General features: G+C 64.1%; 21 protein-coding genes. 10 read left to right on the top strand and 11 right to left on the bottom strand.

Features of this window, described 5'->3' with window-relative positions:
• Positions 1-30 precede the first annotated feature (30 nt).
• The 8 genes from pip to JNE37_RS01175 form a co-directional block, all read right to left on the bottom strand.
• On the bottom strand, positions 31-1,005 hold the full coding sequence (gene pip, locus JNE37_RS01210; RefSeq protein ID WP_203065060.1) for a prolyl aminopeptidase: 975 nt from the start codon (positions 1,003-1,005) through the stop codon (positions 31-33).
• The gene (pqqE, locus tag JNE37_RS01205) at positions 995-2,206 is read right to left on the bottom strand and encodes a pyrroloquinoline quinone biosynthesis protein PqqE (protein ID WP_203065059.1); all 1,212 of its coding nucleotides are present in this window, start codon (positions 2,204-2,206) and stop codon (positions 995-997) included. The genes pip and pqqE overlap by 11 nt, the downstream gene beginning before the upstream one ends.
• Entirely contained in the window at positions 2,203-2,523 is a 321-nt protein-coding gene (pqqD, locus tag JNE37_RS01200; RefSeq protein WP_203065058.1) for a pyrroloquinoline quinone biosynthesis peptide chaperone PqqD, read from the bottom strand. Before pqqD ends, pqqE begins: the two co-directional genes overlap by 4 nt.
• Positions 2,520-3,284 carry a pyrroloquinoline-quinone synthase PqqC gene (pqqC, locus tag JNE37_RS01195; protein WP_035027779.1) on the bottom strand — a complete coding sequence of 255 codons (765 nt, stop codon included), beginning with the start codon at positions 3,282-3,284 and terminating at the stop codon, positions 2,520-2,522. The genes pqqD and pqqC overlap by 4 nt, the downstream gene beginning before the upstream one ends.
• The gene (gene pqqB, locus JNE37_RS01190; protein WP_203065057.1) at positions 3,281-4,189 is read right to left on the bottom strand and encodes a pyrroloquinoline quinone biosynthesis protein PqqB; all 909 of its coding nucleotides are present in this window, start codon (positions 4,187-4,189) and stop codon (positions 3,281-3,283) included. Before pqqB ends, pqqC begins: the two co-directional genes overlap by 4 nt.
• Positions 4,190-4,218: 29 nt before the next feature.
• Positions 4,219-4,299, bottom strand: coding sequence for a pyrroloquinoline quinone precursor peptide PqqA (pqqA, locus tag JNE37_RS01185; protein WP_035027773.1), 81 nt, complete (start codon positions 4,297-4,299; stop codon positions 4,219-4,221).
• A gap of 106 nt (positions 4,300-4,405) precedes the next feature.
• The gene (locus JNE37_RS01180) at positions 4,406-5,479 is read right to left on the bottom strand and encodes a LysR family transcriptional regulator (protein ID WP_081840328.1); all 1,074 of its coding nucleotides are present in this window, start codon (positions 5,477-5,479) and stop codon (positions 4,406-4,408) included.
• Positions 5,480-5,575: 96 nt separating this feature from the next.
• Positions 5,576-6,493 (bottom strand): LysR family transcriptional regulator, encoded by a 918-nt coding sequence (locus tag JNE37_RS01175; RefSeq protein WP_035089446.1) that lies wholly within the window; start codon positions 6,491-6,493, stop codon positions 5,576-5,578.
• A gap of 144 nt (positions 6,494-6,637) precedes the next feature.
• Between JNE37_RS01175 and JNE37_RS01170 the strand changes: the two genes are divergently transcribed.
• From JNE37_RS01170 to JNE37_RS01125, 10 genes are all read left to right on the top strand, one after another.
• The gene (locus tag JNE37_RS01170; protein WP_203065056.1) at positions 6,638-7,684 is read left to right on the top strand and encodes a class 1 fructose-bisphosphatase; all 1,047 of its coding nucleotides are present in this window, start codon (positions 6,638-6,640) and stop codon (positions 7,682-7,684) included.
• Between the two features lie 20 nt (positions 7,685-7,704).
• Positions 7,705-8,577: a phosphoribulokinase gene (locus JNE37_RS01165; RefSeq protein WP_182397763.1), complete on the top strand. Its 873-nt coding sequence runs from the start codon at positions 7,705-7,707 to the stop codon at positions 8,575-8,577.
• Positions 8,578-8,586: 9 nt separating this feature from the next.
• A complete protein-coding gene (locus tag JNE37_RS01160) occupies positions 8,587-9,810 on the top strand; it encodes a phosphoglycerate kinase (RefSeq protein WP_203065055.1) in 1,224 nt (407 codons plus the stop codon).
• Position 9,811: 1 nt separating this feature from the next.
• The gene (fba, locus tag JNE37_RS01155; protein ID WP_035027762.1) at positions 9,812-10,891 is read left to right on the top strand and encodes a class II fructose-bisphosphate aldolase; all 1,080 of its coding nucleotides are present in this window, start codon (positions 9,812-9,814) and stop codon (positions 10,889-10,891) included.
• Positions 10,892-10,920: 29 nt separating this feature from the next.
• Entirely contained in the window at positions 10,921-12,381 is a 1,461-nt protein-coding gene (locus JNE37_RS01150; protein ID WP_035027759.1) for a form I ribulose bisphosphate carboxylase large subunit, read from the top strand.
• A 12-nt stretch (positions 12,382-12,393) separates the two neighbouring features.
• A complete protein-coding gene (locus JNE37_RS01145; RefSeq protein ID WP_182397760.1) occupies positions 12,394-12,813 on the top strand; it encodes a ribulose bisphosphate carboxylase small subunit in 420 nt (139 codons plus the stop codon).
• A 245-nt stretch (positions 12,814-13,058) separates the two neighbouring features.
• Positions 13,059-13,979, top strand: coding sequence for a CbbX protein (gene cbbX / locus JNE37_RS01140; protein WP_203065054.1), 921 nt, complete (start codon positions 13,059-13,061; stop codon positions 13,977-13,979).
• Positions 13,976-14,647, top strand: coding sequence for a ribulose-phosphate 3-epimerase (rpe, locus tag JNE37_RS01135; RefSeq protein ID WP_203065053.1), 672 nt, complete (start codon positions 13,976-13,978; stop codon positions 14,645-14,647). The genes cbbX and rpe overlap by 4 nt, the downstream gene beginning before the upstream one ends.
• 59 nt (positions 14,648-14,706) lie before the next feature.
• On the top strand, positions 14,707-15,399 hold the full coding sequence (locus JNE37_RS01130) for an HAD-IA family hydrolase (RefSeq protein ID WP_203065052.1): 693 nt from the start codon (positions 14,707-14,709) through the stop codon (positions 15,397-15,399).
• Positions 15,392-16,129 (top strand): HAD-IA family hydrolase, encoded by a 738-nt coding sequence (locus JNE37_RS01125; protein ID WP_203065051.1) that lies wholly within the window; start codon positions 15,392-15,394, stop codon positions 16,127-16,129. The genes JNE37_RS01130 and JNE37_RS01125 overlap by 8 nt, the downstream gene beginning before the upstream one ends.
• 426 nt (positions 16,130-16,555) lie before the next feature.
• Here the strand turns inward: JNE37_RS01125 and JNE37_RS01120 are convergent, their stop codons facing one another.
• The 3 genes from JNE37_RS01120 to JNE37_RS01110 form a co-directional block, all read right to left on the bottom strand.
• Positions 16,556-17,782, bottom strand: coding sequence for a metal-dependent hydrolase family protein (locus JNE37_RS01120; protein ID WP_203065050.1), 1,227 nt, complete (start codon positions 17,780-17,782; stop codon positions 16,556-16,558).
• A gap of 168 nt (positions 17,783-17,950) precedes the next feature.
• On the bottom strand, positions 17,951-18,925 hold the full coding sequence (locus JNE37_RS01115) for an ABC transporter ATP-binding protein (protein ID WP_203065049.1): 975 nt from the start codon (positions 18,923-18,925) through the stop codon (positions 17,951-17,953).
• Positions 18,918-19,910: an ABC transporter ATP-binding protein gene (locus tag JNE37_RS01110; protein ID WP_203065048.1), complete on the bottom strand. Its 993-nt coding sequence runs from the start codon at positions 19,908-19,910 to the stop codon at positions 18,918-18,920. Before JNE37_RS01110 ends, JNE37_RS01115 begins: the two co-directional genes overlap by 8 nt.
• Positions 19,911-19,951 lie beyond the last annotated feature (41 nt).

Below are 19,951 nucleotides of genomic sequence, written 5' to 3'. Positions count from 1 at the left end.
GGCTCCCATTTTCGTCGTGGGATGAAGACCCTAGGCGGGGGAAAGTGGCTCCACAAAGGCGCCTATTGCCGCAACCACCTGCTCGGTAACGCCTGGGTCGCTTAGCGAATGGCCCGCTCGCTCGACCACCCGGATATCACAATTGCCCCATTTTTCGGCAAGCTCAAAGGCAGTGGCCGGGGGGCACAGAAGGTCATACCGACCCTGCACGATAACCCCGGGAATCCTGGCGAGACGGCCAGCATTGGCCATGAGCTGCCCAGGCTCCAGGAAGCAGTCATTGCTGAAATAATGGGCTTCCATGAAAGGGGATGCGGCGAGGGGTGTCGCAGGGTCTGCGATGGCCTCGAAGTTGAGGCGACTTGCCGCAGGAATAACTTCGGACAGCGCCCGCTCGGTGTCATTCCACGCGCGCGCCGCCGGTCCATGCACCGCCGGATCGGCATCCAGGATTCGACGCCAATAGCCGTCGAGGGAGTTTGCGCGCTCCATCCCGGGCAGAAGGCTCAGGAAATCCCGATACAGGCCGGGATGAAAACGTGAAAGCCCGGTGCCGAAAGCCCAGTCGAGCTCCTCGCGCGTGCCAAGGAACGTCGCACGCAACACGATTCCGCTGACGTGCTCAGGATGAGCCTGGGCATAGGCAAGCGCCAGCGTTGCCCCCCATGACCCGCCGACGACCAGCCATCTATCGATCCCAAGTGTCTCCCGGATCAACTCCATGTCTGCGATGAGGTGCTGGGTCGTATTCGCCTGCCGGCTGCGGCGCGGAGCGCTCCTGCCGGCCCCACGCTGGTCGAACAACACGGCACGGAACTGCGTCGGATCGAAAAGTCGCCGGTGTCCCGGCTGGCACCCGCTGCCGGGTCCTCCGTGCAGATAGACCGCCGGCGTGCCGTCCAGCCTGCCCACCGTCTCGACATAGACCTCGTGCCCGTCGCCGACCGGCATCATCATCGTCGTCAGTGGTGTGAACGGATCGGAATGGCTTCCGTCAGGCGCCATGCGCGTTCTCTTCGGGCTCCAGCGTGCCGCCCGAGAAGTTGCGGTAGATATACCGATTGGTGCCTTCTGCCGCTTCCGTCTCGGCGATCTTGAAGATCTTGTCATGGAGCGGGGAGAGCGAACAGGCCGGATCGGTATTGCCGGCGCTGCCCGTCAGGGCGAAAGCCTGGCAGCGGCAACCGCCGTAATCCTGTTCCTTGAAGGCGCAGCTCTGGCAGGGCTCCGGCATCCATCCGGTGCCGCGGTACTTGTTGAAGGCGTCCGAGTTCTGCCAGATCCAGGCGATCGAATGGTTCGAGCGCACGGACTCGAAATTGAGGTCCGTGATCGTCTCAGCTGCGTGGCACGGCAGGATCTTGCCCGCAGGCGTGATGTTGAAGAACTGCCGGCCCCACCCGCCCATGCACTTCTTGGGTCGGGTCGCGTAGTAGTCCGGAATGACGAAGTCGATCGCAAGGATGCCCTTGAGCCGCGCCTGCGCCTCCTCGACCACCCGGGTCATTTCGTCGATCTGCTCGATGGATGGCATCAGCGACGCGCGGTTCTTGAGCGCCCACCCATAATACTGGACGTTCGCCACCTCGATCCGGTCGGCATCCATGGCCACTGCCATGTCGATGATCTCGGGGAGCTGGCTCATGTTCTGCCGGTGCATCACCGCGTTGACCGTCAGCGGCAGTCCCACCTCGCGGGCCCAGCCTGCGGCTTCCAGCTTCTTGGCGTGTCCGTTCTGGAACCCGCCGATGCGGTTGGCCAGCACCGGGTCTGCAGCCTGAAAGCTGATCTGGATATGCGAGAGCCCGGCATCGGCCAGTGCCTCGAGCTTCTCCTTGGAGAGCAGCACGGCCGAAGTGATGAGGTTGGAATAGAGGCCGACGTCGCTTGCATGCTGCACAAGCTCCACCAGGTCCTTGCGCACGGTTGGTTCGCCGCCCGAAAAATGCACCTGCAGCACGCCGATTTCGGCAAGCTCGGTCAGAACCTTCTTCCACTCCTCGGTGGTCAGTTCATTGCCCGCCCGCTCCATCTCCACCGGATTGGAGCAATACCCGCATTGCAGGGGGCAACGGTGCGTCATCTCAAGCAAAACAGCCAACGGGATGCCGTATTGTTCCGCAACCGAGCGGTTGCCTTCCAGGATGGCAACGCCATCCCTTGGATCGGACAGAACCGGGCTGGAATGGGTAATCGAAGGGCTCATGACTTGGCCTCCACCAGGAACCCGGACTCGGCCAGGTCCTGCAGCATGGCAATGACGTCCGCAGCGATTTCCTCGCGCGGCGCCGTATACTTTTCGACCAGCAGGTCGATAATCGCGGCGACTGTCCGCTCCCCGTCGCAAAGCTGCAGGATCTCGACGGCGATCTCGTCGGGAGCCATCACCCGCTCGGGCACCAAGAACACCCAGCGCCCCCGGCTCTCGTCGAACCGCAGCTTGGCGCCGCGGGCGAGGGTAGGGGTGCTCTCCTCGCTGACGCTCATCCGCCGCCGTGCGGCCGGTGCGACCGGGGCTGTCATTTCGCTTCCGGCACGAAGGCGCCGGGCGGAGTGTGGCCTTCGACATAGGCGTGGTAGAGCGCGTCGAGTTGCACCCAGAGGACGTTGGTCTTGAAGATCAGCGCGTTGCAGACAAGCTTGCGCTGCTCGGGCGTCGTCGCGTGTTCCTTGACATAGGCCAGTGCGAAATTGGCGTCCCGAGGGGCCTGCTCCAGCCTGCGCTGGAAATAGGTCATCACGTTTGGATTGATGAAATCGTAGTGCTTGAGCATCCCCGAGATGCGCTCTTCGTGCAGGTTCGGAGCGAAGAGTTCGGTCAGCGAGGAGGCGATGGCCTCGAGCGGCGTGCGATCGCGTACGAAGTGCACATAGGCATCCACGGCAAAGCGGGTCGCCGGCAGGATGCCCTCGGCGGATTCCACATAATCGGTGTCCAGCCCCAGCCCCTCGGTCAGCTTGAGCCAGCGCTCGATGCCGCCCTCGGTGCCGAAATTGCCGTCATGGTCTTCAATGCGGTGCCGCCATTCGAGCCGGATGTTCCGGTCCCGGAACCGCGACAGCACCACCGCGTCCTTGATGGGAATTGAGCTCTGGTAATAGTAGCGGTTGAGGGCCCAGGCCTGCACCTGGCCCTTGTCGAGCTTGCCGCCATGCAGAAGCTTATGGAACGGATGCAGGCTGTGGTAGCGCGTGGCCCCGATGTGGCGGAGCTGGTTTTCCAGTTCCTCCGCCGAGTTGAGAGGCGCGTCGGTCGCAACCGAAAAGGCCGTCATCGCAGTCATTGCTTGATCTCCATGCCGTCCGACGGGATCAGCCATCCCGCCGCTTCCGCTGCTTCCCGCTCCGGCGAGCCGGGCAGGAGGGCGGGATTGGAATTGTTGATGTGAAGGAAGACCTTGCGGCCAATTCCGGAATCGGAAAGTGCGGGGATCGCCACCTCCATGGCGATATGACCCATCCGCTGCCCGGTCTTCTTGGAAAGCCCCTGGGCGATCATTTCGTCATCGCGCCAAAGCGTGCCATCGAAGAACACCAGCGGCGCGTTCTGGAGCCTGGCAGCCACGTCCGGCGTCACCATCGAGCAGGCCGCCAGGAATACGAAGCTGTCGCCATCCGCCTTGCTGCGGACAACGAGCCCCAGCGTATCGCCCGGCTGCTCGTCCGCGATGCCCTCCAGATACCAGGCCGCCTTGCCCGGCGCCTCGAACGCCTCGATCTCCAGTCCCGACGGCGAACCATCTGGCAGCCTCGGCTCGAAAACCGCTCCTGCCTCGATCGGAATCCGTTTCACAAGCTCGGGATTCAACACGTTGAAAATGCTGTTCGATTTGAGGATCGAGAGCACGCGCTGGTGCGCATGGATCTCGAAGGGCCAACCCTCGCGCAACGACAGCAGCCCTGCCACCGCGTCGACCTCGCCATTGGTCAGGATCACGCCCGCAATCGGGCTGTGCCGCAGCTTGCCGCCCTTGGGGTGCAGGGACGGCGTATCTATGATCTGCTGGCGGATGTCGGGGGAGGCGTTGATGAGGAACCAGTGCTCCCCATCGGCACTCACCGCCACCGAAGCCTGCGTCGAGCGCAGTTCGGGCTGTCCGTTTCGCGCGGCCGAGCAGACGGCGCAACCGCAGTTCCACTGCGGCACGCCACCACCCGCCGCGGCGCCGAGAACGATTATGCGTAGCATGAGCTTCAGCGCCCGCGGCGGGATCGTTGTTACTTGCGCGTAGCGCAGGCGTACATGTTGATTTCCATGCTAACCGGCACTTCGACGATCTTCGGCTTGTTCCAGGCCATGAGTTTTCTCCTCAGATGTTCAGGCGGCACGATTGCCTGCCTGAGGAAAAAGCTAAGGAGCGAGAGAGATTTCGCACTCTATGGCAGCGATAGGCATTGCCTATTGCTAGAGATCGTTCACCGCAGGCCGATCGAGAAACGGTGGCGTCGCCTCGATTGACGGCAGCCGGAAAGCCTCACCGACTTCCTGCAGCGCATCGATGAGGCTCGCATAGGGCTCGAGCCGCCGGTATTGCGAGGGCAGCATCGCCACGATATGGCGCGGCGGCGCCTGCACCTTGTAGAGCCGCACGCCCTCGAAAGCCTGCGTCCCCGCGACCGTCGAAAGCGCCGGCGCCAGGCATACGCCCATCCCCGCCCGCACCAGCCCGATGGCCACCTCGAAACTGCGGCACTGCGCGGCGACGCGATGTTCAGGCAGCATCTGGTCGTACCAGTCTTCGACGCGCTTGGCGTGCTGCGTGCCGAAGATGAACTGGATCGACTGGTTGAGGATAGCTCGATCCTCGCGCCGCATGTCCTTGTTGGCGTTCCTCACCTTTGAAAGGTCCAGCCGGTCGGGCACGACCAGCACCATCGGGTCATCCACGATCGGCACCTGCAGGAAACCGACGCCCGCCTGAGCCAGCGAGCTCGAAGCCACGAGACCGATGTTCACCCGCCGCCCGTAAAGCTGTTCGAGCACGTCGGCCGGCGCATTGTCCTGGATGTCGAAATCCACATCGGGAAACTTGCCGTGCATGCGCGCCAGCGCCGATGGGAGCAGTACGCGGAGCACCGAGCTGATGCCGCTCAGCCGCACCGTAACCCGCCGCCCGCCGCTGAATTGCGCCAGCCCATCCTCGAGGTCGCGCATGTTGCGCAGTACCGTCTCGGCGCGGCTCATCATGTAGTTGCCCGCGTCAGTAAGGACCATCTGGTTGGAGCGCCGGTCGAAGAGCCGCGTGCCGACGATTCCCTCGAGCTTGGACAACTGCTGGGACAGCGACGGCTGCGCCAGTCCGAGCTGCTTGGCGGCCTTGGTCAGCGTGTCCGAATGCGCTACGGCCCAGAAAATGCGCAACTGATGCAGCGTGATTTCGGGGCGCTTGGCATCGGCCTTTGCGGGGCGCGGCGAGCGGAGCAGGGCGTTGATCTGGCCCAGGAGCTTCTCGCTGTTGTCGATTTCGTTTTCGTCCATGGTCAGAGCTTGCCCGATATGGCCACCTAAATCACCTCTAGGATTGTGAGCCTGCTAACTTTCCAATGATCAACATTACGAAACGAGGACTCGCCACTACGACGTGATGACCGGGAGGAACCGGTTGCCCTCGCTGGACAGGAACGTCTCGAACGCCTTCATGGCCGGCGAGATCGAGCGATCCGCGCGCGTGACCGAGAACCATTGCCGCCGGATCGGGGTGCCGACGACATCGAGCACCACCAGCCGCCCCAGTTCCACTTCCTGCGCGATCGTGTGCCCCGAGATGAAGGCGAGGCCCAGCCCGGCCATCACCGCCTGCTTGATGGTTTCGTTCGATTCGAGTTCCGTTCCGAGGTCGTCGATACGACCGGGAAGCTCGCCGAGGAAGATTTCGAGCGAGATGCGCGTGCCGGATCCGCGCTCGCGCACGAGGAACTTTTCCTGCCCGATCCGCTCCTTGCTGATCTGCCTGGCCCGCGCCAGCGGATGATCGGGCGGCGCCACGAAGACGAGCGGGTGCTCGCCGAACGATGCGGCACGCACCGGCAACTCGCGCGGCGGGCGACCCATCAGCGCCACGTCGACCGTATGATTGTTGAGGCTGGCAATGGTCTCGGCGCGGTTGCCCACGAAGAGTGTCACGTCCACATCGGGAAACTGCTTCATGAACGCGGCCATGATGCTGGGTGCGAAATACTTGGCGGTCGAAACCACCCCCAACCGCAGGGCCCCCTTGCGAACCCCCTTGATGGCGTCGATCTCGTCGCCCAGCACCAGCAGCCTTTCCTCGATGGCCTTGGCCGCCTCGGCGACCGCCAGACCTGCGGCAGTGGGACGCATCCCCTCGTTGGTGCGGTCGAAGAGCTGAGTGCCCACGAGCTTCTCGAGGTCGCGCAATTGCAACGTCACGGCCGGCTGCGAGAGGCCTAATTCATTGGCAGCAAATATGATTTTTCCGGCCTTCTGTACGGCCGCCGCAGCGCGGAGCTGCCTCAAAGTGATGTTCTTCATGACAGAACTATAAGTTTCGCAAATAGGCTTTGCATAGAGAATAAATTTTACTTGCCCGATTCCTGCTGATCGTCTGAACGCATCGCAAAAGACCGGCGCCCATCGAGGCAAAGCTGGCGGGCGGTATCAAGGAGGAGGAGCAGCATGCCCGCGCCGTCGCTAGACGATCACCTCAATGCCTTTGTCGGCACCTCGTCCGCCGAATGCCTGGCGGTCGCCGATGTCATCCGCAAGCTGGCCGGCGCCGCCGTCGAGGTGCGCGAGGCGATCAACCTGGGTGCGCTCGGCAATGCCTTTGCCGGCATCGCTTCCACCAATGCGGGCGGCGACGTGCAGAAGGACCTCGACGTCCTCGCCGACGAGATTTTCCTCAACGCCATGGCCGGCGCGCCTGTCGCGCTCTTTGCGTCCGAGGAACTGGAAAACCCGGTCGTGCTCGACCGCGACGCCCATATCGCCATCGCGATCGATCCGCTCGATGGCTCGTCCAATATCGAAACTAACGTCTCCGTCGGTTCGATCTTCTCCCTGTTGCCGGTGGTGCGGCCATTGGAGGCGAGCGGCATCGAGACGTTCCTGCAGCCGGGTATCTCCCAGCTCGCTGCAGGCTTTTTTGTCTATGGGCCGCAACTGGCGCTGGTGCTCACGCTCGGCGCCGGCACCCATATCTTCGTCTATTCGCCGCGCCAGAACACTTTCGTCGAGGCCTACCCGGATGTGCAGATCGCCCACAAGGCGAGCGAGTTCGCCATCAACGCCTCGAACTACCGCCACTGGGATTCCCCGGTGCGCCTTTATGTCGACGAATGCCTCAACGGCTCCACCGGCGCCCACGGCCGCGATTACAACATGCGCTGGATCGCCTCGCTCGTGGCCGACACCTATCGCATCCTGATCCGCGGCGGCGTGTTCCTTTATCCGGGCGATAGCCGCAAGGGCTACGGCAAGGGCCGTTTGCGCCTCGTTTACGAAGCCAATCCGATTGCGATGCTGGTCGAACAGGCGGGGGGCCTGGCGACCGATTGCATGACCCGCACCCTCGAAATCCAGCCCACAGCGCTCCACCAGCGCGTGCCGCTGGTCTTCGGGTCCGCGTCCGAGGTCACGCGCATCGAACATTACCACGCCGAAGCCGGCCAGATCGGGGAGCGCTCGCCGCTCTTCGGGCATCGCGGCCTGTTCCGGTCATAACGGTCGCGGGGGAGGGGAACTTGTCGCAACTGCATCCGATCATATCGATCACGGGCTCGTCGGGCGCCGGCACCACATCGGTCAAGCGCATCTTCGAGCTGATTTTCCGGCGGGAGAACATCGGCGCCGCCTTCATCGAAGGCGATGCGTTCCACCGCTACAACCGGGCGGACATGAAGGCCAAGATCGCCGAGGAGGAAGCCCGCGGCAATCCGAACTTCACCCACTTCCACCCGGATGCCAACGAGCTCGAAACGCTCGAATCCATCTTCGCCGAATATGCGCAGTCCGGCACCGGCCGCACCCGCACCTATATCCATGACGACGAAGAGGCCAAGACCTACGGCCTGCCTGCCGGCAATTTCTCGCCCTGGCGCGAGTTCGGCGAGAGCGACCTGCTCTTTTATGAAGGGCTTCACGGCTGTGCCGTGACTGACAAGGTCAACCTGCCGCGTCATGCCGATCTCAGGATTGGCGTCGTCCCGGTCATCAATCTGGAATGGATTCAGAAGATCCATCGCGACCGCTCGGCGCGCGGCTATTCGGCCGAGGCGGTGATGGACACCATCCTGCGGCGCATGCCCGATTACGTGCGCTACATCACGCCCCAGTTCACGCAGACCAACATCAACTTCCAGCGCGTGCCGATCGTAGACACGTCCAATCCCTTCATCGCCCGTTGGATCCCGACGCCCGATGAATCCATGCTGGTCATCCGCTTCGCCAATCCGCGCGGCATCGACTTCCCCTACCTGCTCTCGATGATCCACGACAGCTTCATGTCGCGGCCCAATTCCATCGTGGTGCCCGGCAACAAGCTCGATCTGGCCATGCAGCTCATTCTCACCCCGCTGATCTTGCAGCTCATCGAGCGCAAGCGCCGGGCCGCCTGAGGAGGCGAAATGAACGCCATCGCGCTCCCTGACATTTTCGAAGCGGACATTGCCGGCCGCACGGTTCTGGTCCGCGCCGATCTCAACGTTCCCATGCACCATGGCGTCGTCACCGACGCCACCCGCATCATCCGCTTCGCCCCCACGGTCGCCGCCCTTCAGCAGCGCGGCGCCAAGGTGGTGGTTCTCTCCCATCTCGGCCGGCCCAAGGGGACGCATAACCCGGTGCATTCGCTGGCGCCGGTCGCCAATGCCCTCAGCCAGGAACTCGATACGCCGGTGCGCTTCGGCTCCGATTGCGTCGGGGGCGCCGCCGAGGCGGTCAGCCGTACGCTCGAGCCCGGCTCGGTCGCCATGCTCGAAAACCTGCGCTTCCATGAGGGCGAGGAGGCCAACGACCGCGCCTTCGCCTATCTGCTCTCGGCCAATGGCGACATCTTCGTCAACGATGCCTTTTCCTGCTCGCATCGCGCCCATGCCTCGACCGACGCCATCACGCGGCTGATGCCGTCCTATGCCGGCCCGTCGCTTCTGGCCGAGGTCGAAGCGTTGACCTTGGCGCTCGACGATCCCGATCGTCCGGTAGCGGCCGTGGTCGGCGGCGCCAAGGTCTCCACCAAGATCGACATCCTCACGCACCTCGTCAGCAAGGTGGATTTCCTCATCATCGGCGGCGGCATGGCCAATACCTTCCTCGCCGCCTTCGGCCATGATGTCGGCCGCTCGCTTTATGAGCCCGATGCCCTCGCCACCGCGCGCCGCGTGCTGGTGCAGGCCCAGAAACACAATTGCGAAGTCGTTCTCCCCAATGACCTCGTGGTTGCGCGCGACTTCGCCGCCAATGCGCCAAGCGAAGTCGCACCCACCTCTGCCATCCCGTCCGATGCCATGGCCCTCGATATCGGCCCGGCCTCGCTGGAAAGCGCCATCGGCGTTCTCGAACGCTGCCGCACGCTCCTCTGGAACGGCCCGCTCGGCGCCTTCGAGATCGAGCCCTTCGGCCGCGCCACGTTCGCGCTTGCCCAGGCGGCCGCCGGCCTCACAGCGGCCGGTCGCCTGCTCACGGTCGCCGGGGGAGGCGATACCGCCGCCGCCCTCGGCGCTGCCGGGGTCGCCGATCGCTTCACCTACCTGTCCACGGCCGGCGGCGCCTTCCTCGAATGGCTCGAAGGCAAGCAATTGCCGGGCATCGCCGCGCTCACCTCACCCGAATCCGCCATGGAGAACATCTGAAATGGCCCGCATCACCCTCAGGCAGCTTCTCGATCACGCCGCCGAGCACGGCTACGGCGTCCCCGCCTTCAACATCAACAACATGGAGCAGGGGCTGGCCGTGATGGAAGCGGCCAAGGACGTGGATTCCCCCGTCATCCTCCAGGCCTCGCGCGGCGCCCGTTCCTATGCCGGCGACATCATGCTCGGCCGCATCATCGATGCGCTTGAGGAGATGTTCCCCGATATTCCGCTTTGCATGCATCAGGACCACGGCAACAACGTCGCTACGTGCCTCTCGGCCATCCAGCACGGCTATACCTCCGTCATGATGGACGGCTCGCTCAAGGAAGACGCCAAGACGCCGTCCGACTACGACTACAATGTCGGCATCACCGCTGAAGTCGCGCGTCTCGCCCACATGGTCGGCGCTTCGGTCGAAGGCGAGATCGGTGTGCTCGGGAGCCTCGAAACCGGGGAGGGCGATGCCGAGGATGGCCACGGCTTCGAAGGCAAACTCGATCGCCACATGCTGGTGACTGATCCCGAAGAAGCCCGTCGCTTTGTCTCAGAAACCAAGGTCGATGCCCTGGCCGTCGCCATCGGCACCAGCCATGGCGCCTATAAGTTCACCCGCGAGCCCACCGGCGAAGTGCTGGCGATGGAGATCATCGAAAAGCTCCATCAGGTCCTGCCGAACACGCATCTGGTCATGCACGGCTCGTCCTCCGTTCCCAAGGAATGGCAGGAAGTCTTCAATTCCCACGGCGGCGAAATGCGCGAGACCTGGGGCGTGCCGGTCGATGAGATCGTGCGCGGCATCAAGCACGGCGTCCGCAAGATCAACATCGATACGGACCTGCGCCTCGCCGCCACCGCCGCCATGCGCAAGGTCGCCGTCACCGATCCCTCCGAGTTCGACCCGCGCAAGTTCTTCAAGCCGGCCATGGACGCCATGCGCAGCGTCTGCCGCCAGCGCTTCGAGGCCTTCGGCACGGCCGGCAATGCCTCGCGCATCAAGGTCATTCCCTTGAGCCAGATGGCCAAGCGCTACGCCTCGGGCGCGCTCGACCCGAAAACCTCGGCCCAGCACGCCGCCTGAACATCACGAGATTTTTGAAAGGAACCGTCATGGATACCGCCGCAAAGACCGTCAGGGGCAAGGACCGCTACAAGTCCGGCGTCATGGAATACCGGAAGATGGGCTATTGGGAGCCCGACTACGAGCCGAAGGACACCGATGTCATCGCGCTCTTCCGCATCACCCCGCAGGATGGCGTCGATCCCATCGAAGCCGCTGCCGCCGTCGCCGGTGAATCCTCCACCGCCACCTGGACGGTGGTGTGGACCGACCGCCTGACCGCCAGCGAGAAGTATCGCGCCAAGGCCTATCGCGTGGACGAAGTCCCCAACGCACCCGGTCAGTATTTCGCCTATATCGCCTACGATCTCGATCTCTTCGAGCCCGGCTCGATCGCCAACCTCTCGGCCTCGATCATCGGCAACGTCTTCGGCTTCAAGCCGCTCAAGGCCCTGCGCCTCGAGGACATGCGTTTCCCGGTCGCCTATGTGAAGACCTTCCAGGGCCCGGCCACCGGAATCGTCGTCGAGCGCGAACGCCTCGACAAGTTCGGCCGCCCGCTGCTCGGCGCCACCATCAAGCCCAAGCTCGGCCTATCCGGTCGCAACTATGGCCGCGTCGTCTATGAGGCGCTCAAGGGCGGTCTCGACTTCACCAAGGACGACGAGAACATCAACAGCCAGCCGTTCATGCACTGGCGCGACCGCTTCCTCTACTGCATGGAGGCCGTCAACAAGGCTGAAGCCGCCACCGGCGAGATCAAGGGCACCTATCTCAACGTCACGGCCGGTGACATGGAGGCCATGTACGAGCGCGCCGAGTTCGCCAAGGAACTGGGCTCCTGCATCGTCATGATCGATCTGGTGATCGGCTACACCGCCATTCAGTCGATGGCCAAGTGGGCGCGCAAGAACGACATGATCCTGCACCTCCACCGGGCGGGTCACGGCACCTATACGCGCCAGAAGAGCCACGGCGTCTCCTTCCGCGTCATCGCCAAGTGGATGCGCCTGGCCGGTGTCGACCACATCCATGCCGGCACCGTCGTCGGCAAGCTGGAAGGCGATCCGAACACCACCAAGGGCTACTACGACATCTGCCGCGAGGGCTTTAACCCCATGCGGCTCGAACACGGCGTCTTCTTCGACCAGGATTGGGCGAGCCTCAACAAGCTCATGCCGGTGGCCTCGGGCGGCATCCATGCCGGCCAGATGCACCAGCTCATCCATCTTCTCGGCGAAGACACGATTCTGCAGTTCGGCGGCGGCACCATCGGCCACCCCATGGGCATCCAGGCCGGCGCCACCGCCAACCGCGTCGCGCTCGAAGCCATGATCTACGCCCGCAATTCCGGCCGCGACTACCTGGCCGAAGGCCCGCAGATCCTCCAGGAAGCCGCCCGCCACTGCCTGCCGCTCAAGCAGGCCCTCGATACCTGGGGCGACGTCACCTTCGATTACACCTCGACGGACTCGCCCGATTTCGTGCCCGTCGCCACGGCCGCCGAATAAGGAGCAACTTTCATGCGCGTTACCCAAGGCACGTTCTCGTTCCTGCCCGACTTCAACGACGACCAGATCCGCACGCAGGTTCAGTACTGCATCGACAACGGCTGGGCCGTGAACATCGAGTTCACCGACGATCCGCATCCCCGCAACACCTATTGGGAGATGTGGGGCCTGCCGATGTTCGACGTCGCCGACGCCGCGGCCATCATGCTCGAGCTCGACTCTTGCCGTAAGGTCCACGACGGCAAGTACATACGCCTGTCGGCCTTCGACGCCTCGCACGGCTGGGAGTCGATCCGCATCTCCTTCATCGTCAACCGCCCGAAGGAAGAGCCCGGCTTCCACCTCGAACGCGACAACGGCCCCGGCCGCCAGCAGCACTACCACCTGCGCAGCTACGCCACCGACAAGCCGGCCGGCGAACGCTACCTCTGACCAGTTTTGCGGGGCCGGATCCTTATCACATTGCGGCCCAGCAAGTAGTCGGCGCGCCCGGGTTCCTCAGTCCCCGGGCGCGCCCGACAGACCGGTGACGAGCGGCGTCGACCCGATGCCGTGCCACAACCACTGAACTTCCCCGGCCGCAGAACCGGGGCCCACGGATGCCTCCACTCGAGTGGAGACCGGCAATAGGCCCCGGGTCTTCGCCCGGGGAAGTGCGGTGTCTGTTGAGCCGCAAAATGCACGAATATACCGAGGACCAAGCCATGGACGCACCCACGCCCCAGATCGATCTCCGCCGCGAATACGAGGAGTCCGGTGTCGCCGACGTCCTGCGCGAACTCGATCGCGAGCTCGTCGGCCTCGTCCCGGTCAAAACCCGCATCCGCGAAACCGCCGCGCTTCTCCTCGTCGACAAGGCACGCCGCGACCTCGGCCTCACCCAGGAAACCCCGACGCTCCACATGAGTTTTACCGGCAATCCCGGCACCGGCAAGACCACAGTGGCGCTGCGCATGGCCGACCTGCTCCACCGCCTCGGCTACATTCGCAAGGGCCACCTGGTCTCGGTCACCCGCGACGATCTCGTCGGCCAGTACATCGGCCACACCGCCCCCAAGACCAAGGAAATCCTCAAGAAAGCCATGGGTGGCGTGCTCTTCATCGATGAGGCCTACTACCTCTTCCGCCCCGAGAACGAACGCGATTACGGCCAGGAGGCGATCGAAATCCTGCTCCAGGTCATGGAGAACCAGCGCGACGATCTCGTCGTCATCGTCGCCGGCTACGGCGACCGCATGGAAAAGTTCTACCAGTCCAATCCGGGCTTCCGCTCGCGCATCGCCCACCACATCGATTTCCCGGACTACACCGACGACGAACTGCTCCAGATCAGCGAGCTGCTGCTGGAGCAGCAGAACTACCACCTCGATGACGGCGCCCGCAAAGCACTGACCGAGTACATCGCCATCCGCCGCACCCAGCCGCATTTCGCCAATGCCCGCTCGCTGCGCAACGCGCTCGACCGCGCCCGGCTGCGTCAGGCCAATCGCCTCTTCGACAGCGCCGATGGTCCGATGAGCGCCGAGACGCTTTCGACCATCTCCGAACCCGATATCCGCAAGAGCCGCGTTTTCGCGCTCGGGAAGATCAAGCCATGAGCCTCATCATCGCCCCCTCGGTCCTCTCGGCCGACTTCTCCTGCCTCGGCGAGGAAGTCGAGGACGTCATGGAGGCCGGCGCCGACTGGGTCCATCTCGACGTGATGGACGGCCATTTCGTCCCCAACATCACCTTCGGCCCGCCCGTCATCAAGGCGCTGCGCCCACACACCTCGGCCGTCTTCGACTGCCACCTGATGATCGAGCCCGCCGATCCCTATCTGGCGGCCTTCGCGGCAGCGGGTTGCGATATCATCACGGTGCATGCCGAGGCGACCAAGCACCTCGACCGGAGCCTGCAGGCCATCCGCGACCTCGGCCGCAAGGCCGGTGTTTCGCTCAATCCCTCGACGCCCGAAAGCGTCATCGAATACGTGCTGGACCGGCTGGACCTCGTGCTGCTGATGACGGTGAACCCGGGCTTCGGCGGCCAGGCCTTCATTCCTTCGGTTGTGGAAAAAGTGAGGCGCGTCAAAGCCATGATCGGGCGCCGGCCGATCCATATCGAGATCGACGGCGGGGTGACGCCCGAGACTGCGCCAATGGTCGCAGGGGCGGGTGCCGACGTATTGGTCGCAGGGTCAGCCATCTTCAAAGGCGGTAAGGAAGACTATCGCCGCAACATCGAAGCCATTAGAAGGGCTGTCGCGGCGCAACGAGCCGCCTGATAGTGAATGCCTGTGGGGGCAGCCAAGATCCGATGTTTGAAGAACAAATCCAACCTGCGATGACAGAAGAAGGCACGGTCGCCTGGCCGCGCGTGATTCTCTTCGACCTGGACGGGACGCTCATCGATTCCGTTCCCGACATCGCGGAGTCCGCCAACCTGATGCTGGCGCGCGAAGGTCTCAACCCGCTCACCATCGACGAAGTGCGCGCGATGATCGGCCACGGCATCCGCGTGTTGACCAAGCGCATCTTCGCCGCGCGCGGACAGGACCTCGACGGCGAGGCGCTGGACTACAAGACCGCCATCATGTCCGGCATCTATGCCGAGAACCTGACGGTGCGCACCACGGTCCATGCCGGCGCGCGCGAGATTCTGGCGCATTACCGCAGCCTGGGCGCCAAGCTGGCGGTGGTGACCAACAAGCCGCAACTGGCGACCGAGACGGTGCTCGACGCGTTCGAGCTTTCCGGCGACTTCGACCTCGTGGTCGGCGACAGCGGCATGCCGCGCAAGCCCGAACCCGACATGCTGCTGCACGCCATCAAGCAGCTCGGCGCTTCGCCGGCCGACGCCATCATGGTCGGCGACAGCCCGGCCGACATTGATTCCGCCCGCGCCGCCGGTATTGCCTCGGTCGGCGTTCGCGGCGGCTATACGAACGTGCCGCTGGAAGACCTCCGGCCCGGCGCCATCATCGAGCAGCTTTCCGACCTGCCCAAGGCGGTCGAAGCTCTGCGTGCGGATGTCTGAGCTCAAGGCTCTGATCTTCGACGTCGACGGCACCCTGGCAGAAACTGAAGAGCAGCACAGACTGGCGTTCAACGCTGCTTTTCACGACGCCGGGCTCCCGTACGAATGGTCGGTGGATCGCTACCGCGAACTGCTGGGCGTGACCGGCGGCAAGCAGCGCATGGCTGCGTTCTTCGCGGGGATCGGCGACACGACGAGCCCTGCTGCCATCGCCGAACTGCATCGCGCCAAGAACCGGATCTATGCCGAGGCCGTGGCCGATGGCCAGGTTCGCCTGCGCACAGGTATCGCGCGGCTGCTGATGGAGGCGAGGGAAGCCGGGATGCGGCTCGCCATCGCCACCACCACCAGCCGTGAAAACCTGCTGGCGCTGCTGCATGCGACCATGGGCTCGGCCCACCGCATCTTCGAGGTGATGGTCACCGGCGAGGATGTCGCCGTGCTCAAGCCCGACCCCGAAGTCTACCTCAAGGCGCTGACGCAGCTTGGCCTGCCGGCCGAGAACTGCCTCGCCTTCGAGGATTCAGCGGCGGGGCTGGAAAGCGCCACGCGGGCAGGGCTGCAGACGGTGGTGACGCCATCGCTCTATACCAGCCACCACCGGTTCGGACCGGCGGCACTGGTGGTGAGTTCGCTCGGCGAACCCGGAAGCCCGCCGCGCGTGTGCCAGGGTGGACTGGCGCCGGATACGCATGTGGACCTGGCGGTGCTGCGGGGATTGGTGGGGTAGGGGAAGCCCCTGCCTCCCCTCCGAATTGAGGGATAAGATTGCAGCTCGGGCTCGCGGCGGCGAGCAGGCGCTGGCGGGGATAAGAGATCTGGGCGGGGCGCCGGGCGTGAAACAAAATGTTTCACGGCGATTTGTGCGGAATTTTGGGTATTCCTGGCGGCGTTTGTCGACGTAACTCGTTGATTTGTTTGAGTTCGACCTGCGTTTCGCCACCGCAAATCGTTAAATTTTGAATCAATTTCGACTATTGTTTGGCCAAGTTTTACGCGTTTTCGCGCGGTTTCTGGCCAATTTCAGCGATCTATCTGAGCTGCTTCCTCCGGTTCGACGTTGTGCGAGAAACATGCTGCCTCGCCTGGTTCGGTCATTTTACCGCGACGCCGGCTCGGGAGGATAAGGGGGCCGCCGCGGCGACCCCTCGGATGCCTAGTTCAGCGTGTTCTTGAACACCTGACCGCCGCGCATGATGAGGGGCAGGTGGGCGCCGTCCGACATGAGACGGGTGATGTCTTCGAGCGGGTTGCCGTCGACGACGACGAGGTCCGCATGGGCGCCTTCGGCGATGACGCCGATCTTGCCTTCCATCTGGCACAGCTGCGCGCCGATAATGGTGGCCGAGCGGATGATCTCGGCGGGGGTGAGCACCTTGGCCAGCAGTTCGAACTCCATGCAATGGTAGGAGCGCAGCTCGCCCAGCAGGTCGGAGCCGAAAGCCATCGGCAGGCCGGCATCGCGCATGATTTCGAGCGACTTGAGGCCGCCCTTACGGACGGTGTCGATCTTGGCGAACTCGGTCTCGCCGAACCCGAAACGCTTGCCTTCGAGGTGCAGGGCTTCGTATGCGACAAGCGTCGGCACGGCGATGCAGCCCTTGTCGGCAGCGATCTTCGCCGTCTCGGGGGTGATCAGGTTGCAGTGCTCGAGCGAGTGCACGCCGAGCTCGGCGCAACGGCGGATGGCGGCGTCGGTGTAGACGTGGGCGGAGACATAGATACCGGCATTCTCGGCTTCCTCGACGATGGCGAGGATTTCGTCACGCGAGAACTGGATGGATTCGATCGGGTCGTTCGGCGAGGACACGCCGCCATTGGCCATGATCTTGATGAATTTGGCGCCGCCCTTGATCATCTCGCGGGCGACCTTGCGGCAATCATCGACGCCATCGACGATGTAGCCCATCGAGCCGAGACGCTCGTGCATCATGGTCGGGCGGTCGTCGGTGCGCGGGCGGAGGTCGGCATGGCCGCCGGTGGTGGTGAGCCCCTTGCCGCAGATGACGAGGCGGGGCCCGTCGATGAGGCCTTCATCGACACCCTGGACGAGGCCAATATCGGCGCCGCCGAGATCGCGCAGGGTGGTGAAGCCGCGCTGGAGCGCTTCTTCCATGACGCGCGCCGAGCGCAGGGCCGCCAGCGAAGTCGGGGCGATGATGTTGGCCCAGAGGTTGAGCGTCTCGGCGACGACATGCACGTGGCAGTCGATGAGGCCGGGCATCAGCGTCTTGCCCTTGAGGTCGATTTTTTCGGCATCGGCGGAGAGGTTCTGGCCCACGGCACGGATGGTGCCGTCCTGAATCAAAACATCAAGTCCTTCACGCAAAACGCCAGCTTCGGCATCCAGCACCCGGCCGCCGGTAAAGAGAGTGGATGACATTTTTCACCTAAGGGATTGAGGGGATTCAGGGATTGTAGGTTCGAGTCTGGGGCTTACCCCCACCCCTGTCCCCTCCCCGCAAGGGGGAGGGAGACGATGGGGCATGATCGAGCAAGCAGGTCTCCCTCCCCCTTGTGGGGAGGGAACAAGGGTGGGGGTGAGCCTAGCTCACCGGTGATGACACGCCGCCAACCGCCCGCCGGCGCGCGGGGTCAGTTCCGGCTCGGTCGTCTTGCACACATCGGTCGCCAGCGGGCACCGTGTATGGAACGCGCAGCCGCTGGGCTTATTCGTCGCGCTCGGGATGTCGTCGTTGCGGGCCTCGAATTTGTGCCGGTTGCGCGGGTCGAGCGAAGGCGCCGACTTCATCAGCAGTTCGGAATAGGGGTGGATCGGGTTGGCGAAAATCTCGGCCTTCGGTGCCCGCTCGACGATCTTGCCGAGATACATCACCGCCACTTCATCGGAGATGTGTTCCACCACGCCCAGGTCGTGGGAGATGAAGAGGTAGGAGACGCCGAGGTCGCGCTGGAGGTCGGCCAGCAGGTTGAGGATCTGCGCCTGCACCGACACGTCGAGCGCCGAGACCGGCTCGTCGCAGACGATGATGTCTGGCTTCAGCGCCAGCGCACGGGCAATGCCGATACGCTGGCGCTGGCCTCCAGAGAACTGGTGGGCGAAATTGTTGGCCTGGTCGGGGCGCAGGCCCACGCGGGCCATGAGCTCGGCCACGCGCTCCTTGCGTTCGGCCATGGTGCCGATGTTGTGGATGTCGAGCGGCGCGCGGATGATCTCGGCGACGCGCTGGCGCGGGTTGAGCGAGGAGAACGGGTCCTGGAACACGATCTGCATGCGCTTGCGATAGCTGCGCAGCGTCGCGCCGCGGAAGCTGCCGACCTGCTGGCCGTCGAAGCTCACCGAACCCTCCGTGGCCTTGACGAGGCCCATGAGCGCGAGGCCCGTCGTGGACTTGCCGCAGCCGCTTTCGCCCACGAGGCTCAGCGTCTGGCCGCGACCGATGGAGAAGTCGACGCCGTCGACGGCCTTGACCGAGCCGACCTGACGCTGGAGGACGCCCTTGCGGATGGGGAAGTGAACCTTGAGGCCATGGACCTCGAGCAGGGGAGCGTTGGCTTCAGACATTGTCGTGTTCCCAGCAGGCGGCGAAATGGCCGGGCGATTTTTCTACGAAAGGCGGACGCTCTTCGAGGCAGCGCGCCGAGGCGCCCGGGCAGCGGGGCGCGAAGGCGCAGCCCTTGGGCAGGTTCCAGATCGGCGGCACCGTGCCCGGAATGTCGGTCAGGCGCTCGGCGCTCTGGCCGCGCGGAATGGCGCCCATGAGGCCGCGCGTATAGGGGTGGATCGGGTTGTCAAAGAGCTCGGTGACCGAAGCTTCCTCGACCTTGCGGCCGGCATACATGACGATGACGCGGTCGGCGACTTCCGCCACGACGCCGAGGTCGTGGGTGATGAGCACCTGGGCGGTGCCGAGGCGCGTCTGCAGGTCCTTGATGAGCCCGAGGATCTGCGCCTGGATGGTGACGTCGAGCGCCGTGGTCGGCTCGTCCGCGACGATGATGCGCGGCTCGCAGGCGAGCGCCAAAGCGATCATGGCGCGCTGGCGCATGCCGCCCGAGAGTTCGTGCGGGTATTGGGTGGCGCGGCGCGCCGGGTCGGGCATCTGCACGAGCTTCAGAACTTCGACGGCGCGGGCCCAGGCCTGCTTCTTGCCGACCTTGCGGTGCTGGCGCACGCCTTCGGCGATCTGTTCGCCGATGGTCAGGACCGGGTTGAGGGCGGTCAGCGGCTCCTGGAAGATCATGGCGATCTTCTCGCCGCGATAGTCTTCCACCTGATGCTGGCCCATGGCCAGGAAGTCCTTGCCGTCGATCTCAATCTTGCCCGCCGCCACCGACGCTGCCTCAGGGAGGAGACGAAGCAGCGCCAGTGCGGTCATGGACTTGCCGCAACCGGACTCTCCGACAATGCAGACGGTTTCGCCGGCGGCGACGGACAAGGCCATGTCGGAAACCACGTCAAACGCACCGTTCTCGCTGGCGATGCGGACGTTCAGTCCTTCGACGGCGAGCACAGGGGCCCGATCCTGATTTTGGATTTGAGCTGTCATTGGCGTGGTTCCGTTCTTAGTCCGGAGTGCGCTCGGAACGA

Origin of the sequence: Paradevosia shaoguanensis (assembly GCF_016801025.1) — a bacterium.
Lineage (GTDB): Bacteria > Pseudomonadota > Alphaproteobacteria > Rhizobiales > Devosiaceae > Paradevosia > Paradevosia shaoguanensis.
Note: the sequence above shows the minus strand (reverse complement) of the source record. Positions and strands in the feature narration are given on the sequence as shown.

Bases quoted from the DNA above. Each gene is read 5' to 3' on its own strand.
- pip (WP_203065060.1), bottom strand. From the start codon at position 1,005: ATGGCGCCTGACGGAAGCCATTCCGATCCGTTCACACCACTGACGACG.
- pqqE (WP_203065059.1), bottom strand. From the start codon at position 2,206: ATGAGCCCTTCGATTACCCATTCCAGCCCGGTTCTGTCCGATCCAAGG.
- pqqD (WP_203065058.1), bottom strand. From the start codon at position 2,523: ATGACAGCCCCGGTCGCACCGGCCGCACGGCGGCGGATGAGCGTCAGC.
- pqqC (WP_035027779.1), bottom strand. From the start codon at position 3,284: ATGACTGCGATGACGGCCTTTTCGGTTGCGACCGACGCGCCTCTCAAC.
- pqqB (WP_203065057.1), bottom strand. From the start codon at position 4,189: ATGCTACGCATAATCGTTCTCGGCGCCGCGGCGGGTGGTGGCGTGCCG.
- pqqA (WP_035027773.1), bottom strand. From the start codon at position 4,299: ATGGCCTGGAACAAGCCGAAGATCGTCGAAGTGCCGGTTAGCATGGAA.
- JNE37_RS01180 (WP_081840328.1), bottom strand. From the start codon at position 5,479: ATGGACGAAAACGAAATCGACAACAGCGAGAAGCTCCTGGGCCAGATC.
- JNE37_RS01175 (WP_035089446.1), bottom strand. From the start codon at position 6,493: ATGAAGAACATCACTTTGAGGCAGCTCCGCGCTGCGGCGGCCGTACAG.
- JNE37_RS01170 (WP_203065056.1), top strand. From the start codon at position 6,638: ATGCCCGCGCCGTCGCTAGACGATCACCTCAATGCCTTTGTCGGCACC.
- JNE37_RS01160 (WP_203065055.1), top strand. From the start codon at position 8,587: ATGAACGCCATCGCGCTCCCTGACATTTTCGAAGCGGACATTGCCGGC.
- fba (WP_035027762.1), top strand. From the start codon at position 9,812: ATGGCCCGCATCACCCTCAGGCAGCTTCTCGATCACGCCGCCGAGCAC.
- JNE37_RS01150 (WP_035027759.1), top strand. From the start codon at position 10,921: ATGGATACCGCCGCAAAGACCGTCAGGGGCAAGGACCGCTACAAGTCC.
- JNE37_RS01145 (WP_182397760.1), top strand. From the start codon at position 12,394: ATGCGCGTTACCCAAGGCACGTTCTCGTTCCTGCCCGACTTCAACGAC.
- cbbX (WP_203065054.1), top strand. From the start codon at position 13,059: ATGCACGAATATACCGAGGACCAAGCCATGGACGCACCCACGCCCCAG.
- rpe (WP_203065053.1), top strand. From the start codon at position 13,976: ATGAGCCTCATCATCGCCCCCTCGGTCCTCTCGGCCGACTTCTCCTGC.
- JNE37_RS01130 (WP_203065052.1), top strand. From the start codon at position 14,707: ATGACAGAAGAAGGCACGGTCGCCTGGCCGCGCGTGATTCTCTTCGAC.
- JNE37_RS01125 (WP_203065051.1), top strand. From the start codon at position 15,392: ATGTCTGAGCTCAAGGCTCTGATCTTCGACGTCGACGGCACCCTGGCA.
- JNE37_RS01120 (WP_203065050.1), bottom strand. From the start codon at position 17,782: ATGTCATCCACTCTCTTTACCGGCGGCCGGGTGCTGGATGCCGAAGCT.
- JNE37_RS01115 (WP_203065049.1), bottom strand. From the start codon at position 18,925: ATGTCTGAAGCCAACGCTCCCCTGCTCGAGGTCCATGGCCTCAAGGTT.
- JNE37_RS01110 (WP_203065048.1), bottom strand. From the start codon at position 19,910: ATGACAGCTCAAATCCAAAATCAGGATCGGGCCCCTGTGCTCGCCGTC.